This window comes from Polaribacter litoreus, from assembly GCF_054584775.1.
Genome location: NZ_JBTLRD010000001.1, coordinates 219612 through 235366, shown reverse-complemented (window position 1 = coordinate 235366; position 15755 = coordinate 219612). Strand labels below are relative to the sequence as shown.

Below are 15755 nucleotides of genomic sequence, written 5' to 3'. Positions count from 1 at the left end.
TATTAAAATTTAAAGAGTTCTTTAGCTTCTTGATTGTTAAATTTTGCTGTGTTATAAAGAATTATATAATCGACACTAAAACGTTTAGATCTTCCTGATAGCGTTATTGTATATTTTTCTCCTTTTATTAGTTTGTAAATAAACTTGTTATAAACGTGTCTGTCTTTTTCTGCAGTAGATGCCCAATGCCATTGTAATTCTGGAGTTTCATCATTACCATCTTGTAAAATTTTGATATCTTTTTGCAATGATTTCTTTGATAATTTTGATCCGGATTCAAAATTTCCAGAAAGTTTTACAAAAGCATCATTACACCAATCGCTTTTTACACCTTCTAATCTTTTGCTAGACATTAGCATTAATTGAAAGTTTCCACTTTTGGGTGCAGTAAATTCATACATCAGAGGAGAATTGGGTTTTCCTGTGATGGGTTTATTCCCCATAAACTCTAAATAGGTTTCACCAGAAGCATTATTAACATAATTGACATCACCTTTTTTAATAAGTTGCCATTTCTGTAAATTTGATATTGTTTTTTCAGCCTCTATAAAAACATAGTCTTTATCGTTAATTTTACTTTTTGGAAATTGATGTGTTTTACATCCTAAAATGGTAAATAGTGCTATTAAAATGAGTACACTTGTTTGGTGAATTTTCATTCGTCTTAATTAAAAATTTAAATAATATGATAATTGAGTTAACCAAAACAAATTTAAAAACGAAAACCCAATTTAATATCCTGTAGTGTTAGGATTTAAAATAAAAAACACAAATTAACTGTAAAACTAATTTGTGTTTTTCTATGTTTGATAGGCTTTTTATAAATTATTCTATAACTATCTTTTTATTTAATTTACCAGTTTCAGTTTCTAATTGAACAATGTAAACTCCTGTTGATAAATTTGGTAAAGTAAGCTCTTTAACGCCTGTTGTGTTAAAACTTGAAGTCATTACTTGTTTCCCTATTAGATTGAATAATTTCAAACTTGTTTCTCCCTGTGATAAACCAACAATTCTTAAAGTAGTAGCATTTGACTTATAAATACTCACACTATTTAACAATTCTGTATCTACTGATAATGTTGATGTTTTTGTATGTATATAAAAACGCCCTTCTGCAGATTTTTCTGACACTGTTGCTACATATTTAGCATTAGCTTCGTCTAATTTTGTAAACGTATTTTTTAATCTATCTTCTAAATATACATTGTGACTAGCAGGTACATTTAAAGTTTCGGCAGTAAAAGTAATTTGTGAATTTGCCTCAGCAGAAACTCCAATAGGAACAATCATATCTTCAAAATTAGCATTTGGTAATGATTGGATTGCCAACTTTTTACCAGAATTATCATCTACTAAACTTGTATAAACCTCGAATTCTGATGCATAACCTCCAAAAATAGAGCTATCAAAACCATTATCAAAAGATATTGTAGCATTATCTGCATAGATTATTGAAGCACTTCTCTTTAATTTACCTACAGTAACACCTAACTTTATCTCGAATCTTTTTAAAGAAGATGTAGATTTTGAATAAGTATTCCCTGATGTAGATTTCATTGCTTTGGTAAATGAAAAAGTTCCTCCTCCTGGTTTAGCCTTTACAAAAAAGCCTTGAATACCTGGCATTTTATAGGAAGCACTATTTAAATTGTGTGTAACCCAAGATTCGTTAACACTATCCCATATCCAAATTGTATCTTCTGCTAAAATATCAGAACCATTAGTACCATTTACTCTTAAAATATTATTAGTCGCATCTGCTGCATCATTTACATTTAAATAACCTATAAGCGGATTTCCTAACAAGTTGAATCCATTTCCTGCATCAGAAATAGTGATATCTACAGGAAAAGCTGATCTTAACACACCTCTTTGATAGTAATCTGGTTTTGAGTTGTCTCCTGCATTATTTTTCTTTAAAAGATGTCCTTCTCCTTCTTCTATCTGGATAGTATTATCAGGCTCTGAAGCAGATGAATAATACACATACTTAGAACCAGAGGCATTACCATCATTATAAGAAGCTATGGAGAACTTACCTCCTTTTGTTACAATATGAGTAGAGTTCTTGCCTGTTATTTCATTAATTCTTGAATCTTTTACAGGAGATGATATTAAAGACCAAGCATCATTTTTTGGCAATCTATGTCTCACAAATACTCTTTTACCTGTTGACCCTGCATCTAGACTTCCATAAGTAAAGACCCCTAAAGAACCAGATTGCGCGTAAAATGCCATCCCATCTTGAGATCTATCAATACTTACAGTTCCACTTACTGTTACTACAGAACCGTCATCAACTCTTAGTTGTGCTGGATTAGCTCCAATTGATAGAGACTTCATTTCTGCAGTTACTCCGTTTTTAATTCTTACTGCATGATTAACAATTACATCGTCTGCTGACGTTGGTACTGCACCTCCATCCCAAACTGTTGTATCTGTCCAGTCTCCTGATTTTGTGGATGTATGTGTTACTGAGGGTGTTGGAATTGCATTTAATAATTCTATTTTTTGAATGATGATACTGCTTGTTGTTGCAATACTTGCATCGTTTCTGTTTGCACCACCAGTATCTCTCATCTGAATTTCAAAATAATCAATATTTGAAGCATGCCCATTCCATTCAGCTTCATCAATTTCAAAATAATATGTAGAAGAAGTGGTGACATTTGCAGGTATTTCAGACCAACTACCACTACTATAAAACTTATTACCTGCTTCACTAGATTTAGGGTACACAAGTCTGATATTTATAGGCTCTGAAGTTGTGTTAGTTAATGAAAGTGCCAAAAATTTATTGGTTTTTGAAATACTTACTGAGGCATTTTTTATTTTTGGCGAGTTATCTGCTGCCCAAGCTATTTCAATACCTTCTGTAACGATGGTTGTACTTAATGTATTGTTTCCTTTTACCCAACCAAGTGCGTCTTGATCTGTTTTAAAGTCATAAGTTTGTGCTGATGTTGGAGGATCTGTAGCTGCATTTTCATTTTTTTGATAGGTAGTGTTCGCCCATCTAATTTGTGCTCTACCTCCTTTAACTCGGTAAGCTCCGTATCTAATACCAGATTCTGTTCCTCTTTCTGGTTCTGGGATATTCCAATTGAACGTATTTCCTCCTATAATTGCATCAGAATAGTGTATTTTTTTTGATACATCATTAGGATCTTGTCTAAAACCGACTTCGAGTGTAATATTGGTTTCCGCATTTTTTAGCACATTTGTAAGAAAAACTAACGTTCTTCCACTTGCACCTGAACCTCCTCTAAAGTTTATTTGTTCTCTATAAATATCGAAAGAAACTTGATTGCCACTGCCATCTAAAACAGGTTTTGCTAGATACAAACAAATGGCTGGGTCTGCAGTACCTCCACCACCTGTATGCTTTCCTTTTGTTTGCATAATATAAGTACCATCGTTGCTAGTACCAGATGCATCACCTACTTCAAGAATTCTTACAGTTCCTGTAAATTTAGCATAACTCCCTACACCTGTAGCTTCAGATCTTGGTAAGGATCTTTCTATTCTAGGTTGCAATGTATTTGGGTCATCCCAATGGTTAGATCCATCTGTAATATTATATACACCCCAAGTTTTACCATTAACATTACTTTCTGAATAATCAGCATAACAACTTCTGTCATCAACAGTGCCAACATTAACCGAGTTTTGAATATCTACATTTCTTGTATTATTGTTTTCGAATTGACCTGAAGAAGGACAAGAAAGATCTGAATTTGTATCTTCATCTGGCGCTACAGTTTGTGCGCTTAAAACAAATGAAAACAATACAGAACCAAAGGTTAAAGCAATTTTAGTATTGATTTTTATCATGATTGTTTTTTAATTAAAGCAAAAAAGCACCAACTTAATTAAAATAAATTGGTGGCTTTTTTATCAAAATAAAAGAAAATTTTATTTAGAAACCCGTACCTGGATTAGAAGGTACTGAAGCAGCTTGCGCTTTTTGGGGGTTTAAAATCATATAAGTTCCTAGTGCAGTTAATGCCGCATATTTACCGTAATTACCAATCTTTTTAATGGCTTCTTTTCGTGAGATCTCTTCTGTATTTTTTTGAGTGTTTTTTATATTTTTATTCATGGTGTTTTGTTTTTTAAGTTAATTAATGGTCGATTATTCTAAAACTATCTTTTTATTCAATTTTCCAGTTTCAGTTTCTAATTGAACAATGTAAACACCTTTAGATAAATTTGGCAAAGCAAGCTCTTTAACTCCTGTTGCATTGAAGTTTGAAGTCATTACTTGTTTCCCTAACACATTATATAATTTAACACTAGCTTTTCCTTGACTTAAACCAATAATTCTTAAGGTTGTAGCATTCGATTTAAAAATATTCACACTGTTTAATAACTCAGTATCAGAACTTAGGACAGATTTTGCTGAAGTATGTATGTAAAAACGTCCTTCAGTAGAAGTTTTGGTTATTGTAGCAGTATATTTTGCATCTACCTCATCTAACCTTGTAAACGTATTGTTTAATCTGTCTTCTAAATACACTTTGTAACCAGTAGGTACATTTAAAGTTTTTGCAGAAAATGTAATTTCTGAATTTGCAGCTGCATTAATACCCACAGGGATTATCATATTATCATAATCTGAATTTGGTAAAGATTGAATTGCTAATTTTTTTCCATTAATACTTTCTAACATCTCAGTATACACTTGAAATTCGGAAGCATAACCTCCAAAAATTGAACCATCATATCCATTATCAAAAGATTTTGATGCTCCATCTATGTATCTTATAGATGTACTTACACTTTTCTTACCATTAGCTATTGATAAATCTATTTCAAATCTGCTATCTTTAGACTTTAAAAATGCATCAGTTGCTGTATGAGTTTCCATATTCTTTGTGAAGCTAAAAGCAGATGCTGAACTTGCTTTTACAAAGAATCCTTGTAACGGATTTATACGGTAAGAAGCATCACCTAAAACTTTTGTAATCCAAGTATCATTATCAGCATCCCATAACCAAATCGTATCTTCACTTAAAATATTAGATCCATTAGCACCATTAACTCTTAATATATTATTTGTACCATCTGCTGCATCGTTTGCATGTATATATGACAAATATGGATTTCCTAATAAATTAAAACCATTACCTGCAGTAGATAAAGTATAAGAAACAGAACCACTATGCTGATCTCCCTGAAGAGCATAATCAGGAGTCGTTGCATGTTCAGTTGAAATTGCATACCCCTGAGCAGTACCAAATCTTGGTCCACTAGTTAGTGGGGTAACATTTGTGTAATAGCTATAAGCATCAGTAGCTGTGTCATAAGAACCAAGAGATAAAACAGATCCATTATCTCTTAATTGTGAACTAGAATGCTCAGTAGTATGATCTACCCTATTATTATTAAAAGGGTTACCTATTAAATGCCATTTTAAAGAAGATAGTCTTTTTATAATGGTAGTTTTTTTAGTTGCAAGATATGATCCGCCAAAGGTCATTGTAGACATCGTTCCATTTTGAGCGTAAATAATCATACCATTGTTAGATTTATCTAAAGAAAAGTTTTCAGTAACTGTTAAATTATTATTTTGTCTTAATATTAATTGACCTCCAGCACTAGGTGTACAGGTTATTGATTTAGCAGCAACAGCTCCCGTATTTGAAGGTATTGTTATTACATGAGCACCTATAACAACGTCATATTCTGCAGTAGGTGTTGTACTTGGAACAGTTGCAGCTTCACCAGACACCGTCCATGTAGCAGGATCATCCCAATCTCCAGTACCAGTTGATGTCATTGTAGGAGGTGTAGCAGCAGCTGATGCAGCTACTATAACATTATCTAAATCTAAAACAGCTGGTGCTGCATTTTTAAATGTAATGTAAGTAATACCTGTAGTTAAAGCAACACCTGTAACTGTATGAGTACCATAACTACTAGGTGTAGCTCCTGTACTAGAGTTCTTGGGAAGAGTAAATGAAGCCAATGTCGTAGAACTTCCTCCTGTTGAATTTGTAGAATTAATGCTTATTGTATTATCATTTGAACTCTTATAATACGTAAATGTAAAGTCATAATTCCCATCTGCAGCAATAGATACATGATTGATTATAGTACCATCTTTTCCAGCGCCACTTTCACCATCACCATCAGTAGCTTCGATTCGGGTTTTTCTCCATCCTAATACTATATTACTAGTTCCTGAGTTTCCATCACCTACAATATTTCTTTCAAAATGTGCATTATTTTGTGAAAGATCTCCACTTTCAACTTCAATAGTTCCAGGCAATGCTGTTTGGCTATAGATTGCTGAACCACTTACAAGGAATACAACAAACAATAGTTTGAGTAAAATTTTCTTCATAATTAATAAATTTTAATTGAATTTTAGTTTATTCACAACAATTAGGAGGTGTTCTTGTTGTATTGTATAAAATTTTAGTTGTACAATATTAAAAACATAACTGTGCTGAAGTATCCTGCTCTATACTGTTTATAGGTAAAAAAGTATAGAAATGTGGTAAAATACTATCTAAAAATGAATTCTTAAATTTTATTGAATCACCTATTATATTTGAGTTAGACAGCAAATAATCATCTCTTGCCTTAAATTTTTAAAAAAAAAATTATCTCATTAAATTACTACATTATTTTTTGTAGGTTTTAAACATAAAAAACATCATAAATAAAATATTTATGATGTGATCTATTAAAACTAATTTTTCAGTTTATTTTAAAATAATTCGTTTTATAAAAAAATTTTGATCAGGTGCTTTTAAATGTAATAGATATATCCCTTTAGCATAGCTAGAAAAGTTTAATTGGTTTTGATAAATTTCTTTTTGTAAAATTCTGCCTTGCACATTTATCAATTGATATTCAATGTTTTTAATGGATGTATTCAACTTAAAAATACCATTACTAGGGTTTGGATAAATGGAAATATCATTTGGGTTATAACTATTTGTATTTAACGTTTCTTTTGAGAAAATTTCAATTTTATCTGGCTCACTAGACAGCGAACGTCTTTGAGTAAGTCTTATCGTATTTCCTCCTTGAATTAAGTTAACATTTTCTATTTTATTTTCACCATAAATTCCCCAATCTCCGGTTTTTACAACTAAAAAATTCTCATAAAGTTGTTCATTAATTTGAACATCCATCACAGAATCGTCTCTATTTCTAACAGCTGCATGTAGTACAATATCATAATTACCTGCATCAGCAATATCAAATTTATATTCTAAAAATTGATTGCTTGTAAATGAATCTATGTATTTTCCTCCTGAAGCTGCACTGTTTGTGCCAACAGTAATATCATTGGAAGCTGTGGTAAAATCTTCTGCTTCTATAACTTTTATTAAACTTCCACTTGCATCTTCTATTTCAGATAAGTTAAACTCTTGAAAATACAATGGACGTTTATCACCTACACCTACAGTATTGTTTCCAGTATCTTCCATCAAATACACGTACAATTTATCATCATTTACAAAGGCATCAAAATGGTCGAAAGAAATCACTTCTTGACCTGTATAGATTACTTGCCAGTTATTCTCGCCTTCTAAAGTAGTTTTAATATTTATTTTTCCATTGATCAATTCTACCATAAACACATGGTTTTTGTAGCTATATATTTCGCCTCTTGTATCTGGATTGGGAATTAAACCACCAGCATTTTTTGAAAAATTAGCATCAGTAGCTTTTTTATAATAATGTACGTTTCTATTATCTACTCTTTGTACAAAATGAATGGCTCCGTTTTCGGTAACTGTCCAAGCTGGGTCTGATGATGATCGTGGAAGTGTAGCTGTACCAAAATCATCTCCTGGCTGCCCAATTTGCACAGGATCTTTTGTAGGGTCTATATTATTTTTTATGGGTAATGTAATTGGATTATCATTGACATCAAACCATTGCGTAGAAATATTTTTTGGAATTCCGTTTGTATATGCATAATACAAACCACTATTTAACATATAACCATTGCTTGTATCTGCATCATTATTGGTAGAATATCTTATAGAGAATCCAGCATAGAATTTACCGTTTAAAAAACGTTCGCCTCCATACATATTATTTCTATTGGGTAGTGCTAAAGTACCTTCATGATATATCCAATTATTAGACCAAGAAGTACCATTGTAATGTGCTAGTAAAATATCTCCATTACCAGAACCGCCTTTTCTGTATCTCGCAATTAAACTACCATCATCAGCCCTATGAATCATGGGATATGTTAAACGTTCGTAATTTTGACCTTCTTTAAGATATGTTCTTTTAGCATTAAAAATTTCTAAAGTAAACTCATTATCAGCTACAAAAGCCATGTCTTTTTTAGACACAGAGTAGTTGAAAAACACAGTTGGTAAGGCACTTTTAGAGTATGCATGCATGTCGTAAATGATATGTATGGTGTTGTCTATAGTACTAATACCTATTGCAGCTGTATTGTGAGAATCTCCTCTAATTCCTGTTCCTTTAAAAAGCTCACCACTTTGACCTACATGTTGATGAGGAAACTGAATGGTTACCCAAGGTGAGTTTTCTACGGTTAAATTTTTTCTGGACAACATTAAGTTTCGTTTGTCCATACCTCCTTTATACCAAGTAACAAAGGCATATCCGTTGATAACATCAACACAATCTCCATGAGGTGTAATTCTTTTTCCGAACCTATAATTTACATTTCTCTCTCCTGCAAAAAACAATCCTCCTTCGCCTTCTTCTGAAACTCTAGTAGCACTTTTTAACGTGGCTGATAATTTCTTTTGTGCTGTAATTGTATTCAAAGAACCAATCATCAACAGATATAATAATATTTTTTTCATACGGGTGGAATTATGGTTTGTTGAATTCGCTTTTAGATGTGTTTATTAATAATAAAAGGCAGTTTTGCACTGCCTTTTATTTTTGTCTATTATATTTTAAAAAATTACAGTACTCATAAAATTTAAAAAGAATTAATTTTTAATTGAATGGTATGTTTACCTGGTGTTAATCTTACAATTTTAAATGCTGAAGGAACACTTTTTCCATTATGGATAAACTCTTTTCCTTCTGAACCATTTAAAGAGAATTCTGCAACCATATTTCCTGGAATTTCAATTTCATACGTCTGTAATCTTCTTCCATTATAAGTATATTTTGCTTTGATAGTTCCTCTTACAGTTGGTACTTCTATCTCGCTATTTTTTAAATTACTCATTTGAGGTTTAATAGTAGCAATACCAAAACCTGGTGTTTTAGGTTTAATACCCCATAAACCTCTAGGAATTACATTTGCAGGAGCTGCACCCCAAGCGTGATTCCAGTCTAAGTTTATCTTATACTCGTAATCCCAAGCTTCTAAAGTAATAGTAGAACCTACACGAATCATATTATACCAGCTTCTTTTAGCTTTACTTGCTAACAATTTTAATGCATAATCTGCCTCACCTGCATTGTATAAACCGTCCATTAAAAATTGTGCTCCGTAAACACTACAAGCCATTCCTCTAGATTTTACAAAATCTACTACAGATTGGTAATGCTCCTCAGGAACCAAACCAAATGCTAAAGGCATCATATTAGCATGTAAAGATGAATGATCTGTACCAATACCATCTACATAAATACCTTTTTCTTTATTAAACATTTGTTCGTTAACTGCTTTTTTAGCTTTTGCAGCTCTATACTCAAAATCTAAAGCCTCTTGTGTTTTGCCTAGTAACTTAGCAAACTCTGCCATAATTTTCATATTCTCGTAAAAGAAAGAGTTAATTACGGTACTGTAAGGTTTAAATACAAAACCATCACGTTCTCCTTTTGTTTTACTACCTGCAAAGTTCTTAGAAGGCCAGTCAACAATATCTGTTAATGGTTTTCTGTATCCGTCAGGAAAACCTAACTTTCTCATAAATTCTGCATCAACTTTAGTTGATGTAATTAATCCATCTTCATTAGATAATTCGAATAAAGATTTGTGCTTTAAAGGCTCATAATAACGTTCTATCAACTCTGTATTTCCTGTGTACATATAATCTGCATAGATTAATAAAGGAACGTGTTGTTGCCATTCAGTTGGCCATGTTGGATTTTTCATAAAATACTCAATGGTTCTTCTTGCCATTGCATATTCTCTATCTGTTGTATAATGACTTAATTGATTTAAGTATGCATCTGCTTCATAAGGAATACGTTCTCTATCTCCATCTACATACAATCCATTAAATGTAGTTGCCTTTATAGAGTATTTTGATAAATCCCAAACTTGATTTAAAACATCATTATTACTCTTAAAACTACTTGCCTGTTCATCCCAATAGCTATGGAAAGCCAATTGTGTAAAATCTTCTGCTTTTAGTTCTCCTTCAAATCCTTCTATTTCTGCATATCTAAAAGGAACTAAAGTAGGAAAACCATCTGGCAAAGGAACTGCTTTGTTGGCTCTTGTATTTCTTTCATCTGATTGTACTTTTATCTGATATTGAGTTTTACCAGGTTTTACATCAACCTTTAATTCTTGGTAACGAATGTTACTTCTTTTTGGCACAACTCTGTTTACATTGCCTTTATCATTTAACATTTCACCCACTCTAACAGTTACTGTATGAGGTGTTTTTGCTACATAATTAAAATTCATGGTTGCAAAAGCGGCTTTACCAAAATCTATAAAATAAAAGTCTCCTCTTTTTTCAAACTTTTTAGGTTTTACTTTTGTAGTAATGTATTTATTTTCTGTGGATATGATATAACTATCACTTTTACCAGTCGTAAATTTTTGAGGCTCTGCATAATCTACCAATCTGTTTGCTTCGTCCCAAATTCTAACTTTCCAGAAATACGTTTTACCAATTTCCAAATCTTTTCCTCCATATTCAACATCTGTAGATTTTGATGACGCTACTCTTTTACTATCCCAAACATCACCATTATTTGCATCGATAATTTCTTTGCTTGATGCTACTAAAATTTGATAAGCTCCTTGGTATTTTGCACCTAGTGGAACTGTCCAACCAAATTCTGGTTTTAAATCGAAAATTTCTACTTCTGTTTCTGGAGCTCTTATTAACTCAACTGTTAAATCTGTTGGGGCTGCTCTAAAGTGATTGCTATTCTTTTTGATTAAATCGTCTGTTTTAGCTCTTAAATTTGCTAAAACTTTTCTGTATCTTCTTTTACCAACCAAGTTTTTAATTTCTTGTGGGTCTTTTTCTAAATTGTACAGTTCTTCAATTGTTTTATCATTTACATATCTAAAATATTTCCATTTTTTTGTACGTACACCTTCACTTGGAGGAATGTTCTCAAAATCCCAGATATGCTCAATTAAAACAGTATCTCTTTCAATAGATTTTTTCTCTTTTCTAACAATTGGCATTAAACTTTTACCTTGCCAAGAATCTGGTGCTTTTACTCCCGCTAAATCTGCAATGGTTTGTGTAACATCAATATTCAATACCATATCATCAATATCTTGATGATTATTTACTCTTGGATCAAAAACAATTAAAGGCACTCTAATTGAGTTATCATACATTAACCATTTTCCAGCAAACTGGCGCTCACCTAAGAAGTAACCATTATCGCCCATAACAATGATTACTGTATTTTTATCTTGTCCTTTTTCTTTTAGTTTTGCACGTATTTTTTTGATTTCAGCATCAACACCAGATATCATTCTATAGTATCCTTTTATACTATGTTGGTATTTTTCTGGATTGTCGTATCTCCATGTCCAACGTAATCTATTAAAACCATCTCTAACTATTTTTGGTTGCGCTAGAAAATATTTTTCATCAGCTAAGGCAGGTTCTGGCATTGTTGTGTTCTGCAACATTTCATCCATAGTACTTTGCCAGAAATATTGTTTTTCTGCTCTATCATGTGCGTGAGGTGCACTAAAACTTAAAGACAAACAAAAAGGTTTATCTCCTGTTGCATTTTTATCTATAAAATCAATAGCTTGTTGCCCTGTATACCTAGTTAAATGCACAGTATCTTTGCCTATTGTTTTATAATAATATCCTCTTTTATCTTTGAATCTGTTATTTCTATCATAAGAATCGTACTCATGAAATTGTTTATCTAAATGATTGTATCTGGTACCATACTTACCAAAGAAACCTGTATAGTATCCGTTATCTTTTAGTAATCTTGGATAAGAATTATCCATATACTCATCTCTTACATTACCTGTTTGAAAGTTATAATTATGTGCTCTTTCATATAAACCTGTTAAAAGACTGGTTCTACTTGCAGCACAAATAGGAGTAGTTACAATTGCAGTTTTAAAATAGGTTCCTGATTTTGCCAAATCATCCATTTCTGGAGTTGCTACAAATTTATTTCCTGCATAACCAATGGCATCAAAACGCTGGTCGTCCGTTAAAATAAAAATGATATTTGGTTTTTCTGAATCTGTTTTTTGTTGGGCGTTTACTGAAAGTAAACCATTAAAAACACAAAGTAGTGCTAGTAAAAAACTATTTTTAAACATATCTTGTTTTCTTAAAATATTAACTGTCTTAATTTTGACTTTACTAAAGTTTGATGATTGATAAAAGTAATACTTAGGGTATAAAACCCTATCCTGTCCTATCCTGAGAAATTTCAATGAATACATATAAATATTTAGGCTAATTTTTAAGTTAGTTTTAATTTTTTAATAAATTCTGATATTTTCTCTTTAAAATGGTATTGCAGTTTAATGATATTTTTTGGGTTTAATCATTCCACTTAGTCAAATAACATAAAAAACCCTCCATTTTATAAAATGAAGGGCTGTGCTTTTATTGATTTTCTAATTACAAAAAGATGAATAGTTTCAATTTATTGTTTTTCTAAGTTAATAGTAAATTCTTCAAATTTAACATCTCTATCTCTTATAACTAAAGTGTCTTTAACTGTATGTAACAAGTCGAATGTATTGGTAGTTGTGGAAATTAATCTACCAAAGAAACGATTCTCGGATACTTCAACTACCAATTCTCGATATTGAAAATCTAAGTAAATCACATCTCTGCTTTTTCCTCCCCATTCATCTCCATCTTCTACAAAATTTCCAGTACCAGTTACAGTAACACTACTATTAGGGTCTGCATTAGTTACTGTAATTTCTTCATTATCATTAAATGCTAAATTTAAAAATAATGTACTATTAGTAGCACTACCAGGTCTTCTAACAGCAATAGTAGTTGTTACTTCATTTCTTCCAGATGTTGCTAATGGTAGTAACTCATCCTCAACAACAAATTCAGATCGATACACTGTAGAACCTTCGATGTTTTCTGTTACAGTTTCTGTTGGATCTCCATTTGCATAAACTGTTACTGATTCGTTAGATCCTAAAGCTGTATCCTCTCCTCGTCTTAAGTAGATTCCCTGGTATTTATTCATATACTTAATACCAAAAAGAGTATAGTCTTTAGGCAATGACTGCCAATCATCTGCTTTAATTCTGATAGGGCTTGTAACACCTTCAGCTGGCACACCTACTAAAAGCGAATCTAATTGTTCATAATCTGTAATTTTTAATGGAATTACATAATGAACTTCACCAAACTCTGCAAATGATTTTGGATCGTCAAAAAAGGCATCTGATAGCTGTACAGGAATACGTCCTTTTATAGAACCAGAAGGAATTGTTAATGGACTTTCTTGTTCTATTGTATAGTATGAAGATGGCAACACCTCTACATTTACAGTGTCAAGTCCTAAAGCAGTTGCATCTATTAAGTCAGGAGCTAACTCAAAGTGTACTTTTCGATCTATATCATTATTATAAACTCCTGACATAGTAACACCAATTTCAAATCTCCCATTATTATCATTATCATTAAATCCTAAATCATACTTCCCTTGAATTAATGTTCTTACTGGTGTTTGAAATGGGAAATACACTGAAGTTGAACCAAAATCAGGGAAATCATTTATCTGATTTTCGCAAGCCAATATACTAAAGGCAATTACGCATATTACTAAATATTTTTTCATGTTTAATATCTTTTATTCTTTTAAATTACAAAATTACACACTACCATCCGTTATTTTGCTCGAGTTCAGAGAATTTTAATATCTCGGAATTTGGAATAGGCATATACGTTGCGAATGATTGATAATTTCTTATTTCAACAGATGGCAACTCAGTATAATTATTTCCGTCAAAAAAGTAACCTTTAGCCGCATCATTTAAAGGTAATCCCCATCTTCTAATGTCCCAGAATCTATGTCCTTCAAAACTTAATTCTATACGACGTTCATTTCTAATAAGCTCACGCATTGCCTCTTTAGTTGTAATTGATGCTAGGTAATTATCTGGTTGTGTTATACCAGCTCTGTTACGAATTGCTGCAATTACATCTCTAGCAGAAATACCATCAACTTGGTGATCTGGACCAGCAATTTCATTAGCTGCTTCTGCCAAAATTAAAAACAATTCAGTATATCTAAAATATACATCGGCATGTCTTTTACCTTGTGCAGTTCCGTCATTATTAATTCTAACTTCTGGATGCAATAATTTTTTTAGATAATATCCTGTAGTTGTAGATTGCCCTTGGATAGAATCTAACCTATCATTTCCACCTCCAAAACCTGTATTAATTGTGCCTCCTCCATATTCAGCACCATTAACAACAACATATTTTTCTAACCTTGGGTCTCTGTTAGCATAAGGGTTTTGAGGGTCGAAACCGTTTGATGCAGTTGCAGGAAAGCCATCTTGCATTGGAAATGCCATCACAAAGTTATGTGTTGGATTTATTTCACCATTTCCATTTACTGATGGTGGAAACATTCTTCTTTCATAAGTTGTACTATTGCCCCCTATAGAACCACGCCAAAGAGACTCTCTACTCTGAATGTTAGCATCGGAAGCATAAAATTCATTACCATTTGGATCTAAGCCAGCAACCCCTCCAATAGTATTTAAAATTTGTGCGGCATTAGTTGCTGCCATTTCATAATAACTTTGGCTATCTAAATAAGAAGGGCTAGCTGCAAAAAGTGCCAAACGTGCTTTTAAAGCTTTTACTATTCTTCCAGAAATACGTAGGTCAAAAAAGCTATCATTTACTATTCCATATTTAGCATAATCAAAATCTTCTAAACTTGAATACCATGGATCTACATTTGCTGCGCTTAGACCGTAATCTGTAGGTAACAATTCTAAAGCTGCATCGAAATCTGCCATAATAGCTTGAACAGACGCTTCAAATGATAAACGAGGTACATTAAAGTTGCCATCAGACTCAATAAATTCTGTAAAATATGGAATACCAAGTAGTTGACCAGATTGACCAACACCTGCATGTGCTTGAAGGACATAAAAATGATGTAATGCTCTTAAAGCTAGTGCTTCTCCTTTCATACGCATTTCAAACATTGTATTAGTTAAGGTATCTCTACTCCATTGTGTTTCTCCTTCTTCAACAATTTTTAAGAATTGGTTTACCCAAAATACTTGTTCATAATTGTCCCAACGAGCTGCTGGGTTAAATTGTGCATTTAACTCTCCTAACGCAATTCGCTTATAGCTATTGTTTAAGTTGTTATTGACAGCATCATCAGTTGCTGCTTCTGAAAATGAATATTGGTTTACGAGACCTGTATATCCATTTAATAATATCCCTTCTGCTCTTTCAGGAAAAGTGCTGATGTCGTCGAAAGTTACTAGGTTTTCATCAATTGGCTCCAATTCACAACCAATTATTCCAGCAAAAACCAATACAATTAATATATTTTTTATTAAACTTTTCATTTGTTAATCTAATTTATAGTTTGAA

Annotated in this window: 8 protein-coding genes; all 8 read right to left on the bottom strand. The window is 32.1% G+C overall.

Going from position 1 to position 15755, the window contains the following annotated elements:
* Positions 1 to 2 precede the first annotated feature (2 nt).
* The 8 genes from ACW9UN_RS00820 to ACW9UN_RS00785 all read right to left on the bottom strand — a co-directional run bounded on the left by ACW9UN_RS00820 (position 3) and on the right by ACW9UN_RS00785 (position 15730).
* Complete coding sequence (locus ACW9UN_RS00820; RefSeq protein WP_459483095.1) at positions 3 to 659, bottom strand: hypothetical protein; 657 nt, start codon at positions 657 to 659, stop codon at positions 3 to 5.
* 166 nt (positions 660 to 825) lie between these two features.
* The gene (locus ACW9UN_RS00815) at positions 826 to 3837 is read right to left on the bottom strand and encodes a T9SS type A sorting domain-containing protein (RefSeq protein WP_459483094.1); all 3012 of its coding nucleotides are present in this window, start codon (positions 3835 to 3837) and stop codon (positions 826 to 828) included.
* An 85-nt stretch (positions 3838 to 3922) separates the two neighbouring features.
* The gene (locus tag ACW9UN_RS00810; protein ID WP_459483093.1) at positions 3923 to 4105 is read right to left on the bottom strand and encodes a hypothetical protein; all 183 of its coding nucleotides are present in this window, start codon (positions 4103 to 4105) and stop codon (positions 3923 to 3925) included.
* A 33-nt stretch (positions 4106 to 4138) separates the two neighbouring features.
* Positions 4139 to 6352: a T9SS type A sorting domain-containing protein gene (locus tag ACW9UN_RS00805; RefSeq protein ID WP_459483092.1), complete on the bottom strand. Its 2214-nt coding sequence runs from the start codon at positions 6350 to 6352 to the stop codon at positions 4139 to 4141.
* 364 nt (positions 6353 to 6716) lie between these two features.
* Positions 6717 to 8819: a BNR-4 repeat-containing protein gene (locus ACW9UN_RS00800; protein ID WP_459483091.1), complete on the bottom strand. Its 2103-nt coding sequence runs from the start codon at positions 8817 to 8819 to the stop codon at positions 6717 to 6719.
* A gap of 122 nt (positions 8820 to 8941) precedes the next feature.
* Positions 8942 to 12469, bottom strand: a complete 3528-nt coding sequence (locus ACW9UN_RS00795; RefSeq protein ID WP_459483090.1) for a family 78 glycoside hydrolase catalytic domain — start codon at positions 12467 to 12469, stop codon at positions 8942 to 8944.
* 332 nt (positions 12470 to 12801) lie between these two features.
* Positions 12802 to 13965 (bottom strand): DUF5627 domain-containing protein, encoded by a 1164-nt coding sequence (locus tag ACW9UN_RS00790; RefSeq protein ID WP_459483089.1) that lies wholly within the window; start codon positions 13963 to 13965, stop codon positions 12802 to 12804.
* A 40-nt stretch (positions 13966 to 14005) separates the two neighbouring features.
* A complete protein-coding gene (locus ACW9UN_RS00785) occupies positions 14006 to 15730 on the bottom strand; it encodes a RagB/SusD family nutrient uptake outer membrane protein (protein WP_459483088.1) in 1725 nt (574 codons plus the stop codon).
* Positions 15731 to 15755 lie beyond the last annotated feature (25 nt).